1 protein-coding gene is annotated in these 488 nt (G+C 39.5%); it reads right to left on the bottom strand.

All coding sequences use genetic code 11. The features are described 5' to 3' along the window. Positions 1 to 104: 104 nt before the first annotated feature. Entirely contained in the window at positions 105 to 269 is a 165-nt protein-coding gene (locus H4J41_RS00010) for a hypothetical protein (RefSeq protein ID WP_182134706.1), read from the bottom strand. Positions 270 to 488 lie beyond the last annotated feature (219 nt).

The raw sequence follows: 488 nt of genomic DNA, 5'->3' as shown, positions 1-488 counted from the left end.
CCGAACTCAGAAGTGAAACGTGTTAGCGCCGATGGTAGTGTGGGAGTTCCCATGTGAGAGTAGGACATTGCTAGGCTTCTATTTAGAGAAACCCGTAGCTGACGCTACGGGTTTTTTGCTTTCTGAGATTTGATAAATAAAGCTTGAGATGGCGCCGCTACTTTGCCCATTAAGCGTAAGCAGTGAAAGGTATTAGCGTCGTTGGTAAATAGCGTGCAGGTATTCTTTTTTATGTGAGAGCGTGCTTGTGCATCCTGCATCCAACGCATTAGTGCATCTATGTACGTCAAAAACCCGTAGTTAACACTACGGGTTTTTTGCTTTTTATGGTTTAAAGCTTAACTTATTGCAACTTGAAACGCCTTATACCATTTTGATTAAATTTGTGATCTAATTGGTTTCATTTTTCATACATTGATATCAGTCGTTATGATCACACTTGAATCCATTGATTTTAAATCTCTTATAGCAAAAGAAACTAATGGGCG

Origin of the sequence: Colwellia sp. MB3u-45, from assembly GCF_014077005.1 — a bacterium.
Classification (GTDB): domain Bacteria; phylum Pseudomonadota; class Gammaproteobacteria; order Enterobacterales; family Alteromonadaceae; genus Cognaticolwellia.
The sequence above is the reverse complement of the archived record's forward strand: the minus strand, read 5'-3'. Positions and strand labels throughout refer to the sequence as shown.

Coding starts and splice junctions, on each gene's coding strand:
- H4J41_RS00010 (WP_182134706.1), bottom strand. CDS start 269: ATGCGTTGGATGCAGGATGCACAAGCACGCTCTCACATAAAAAAGAAT.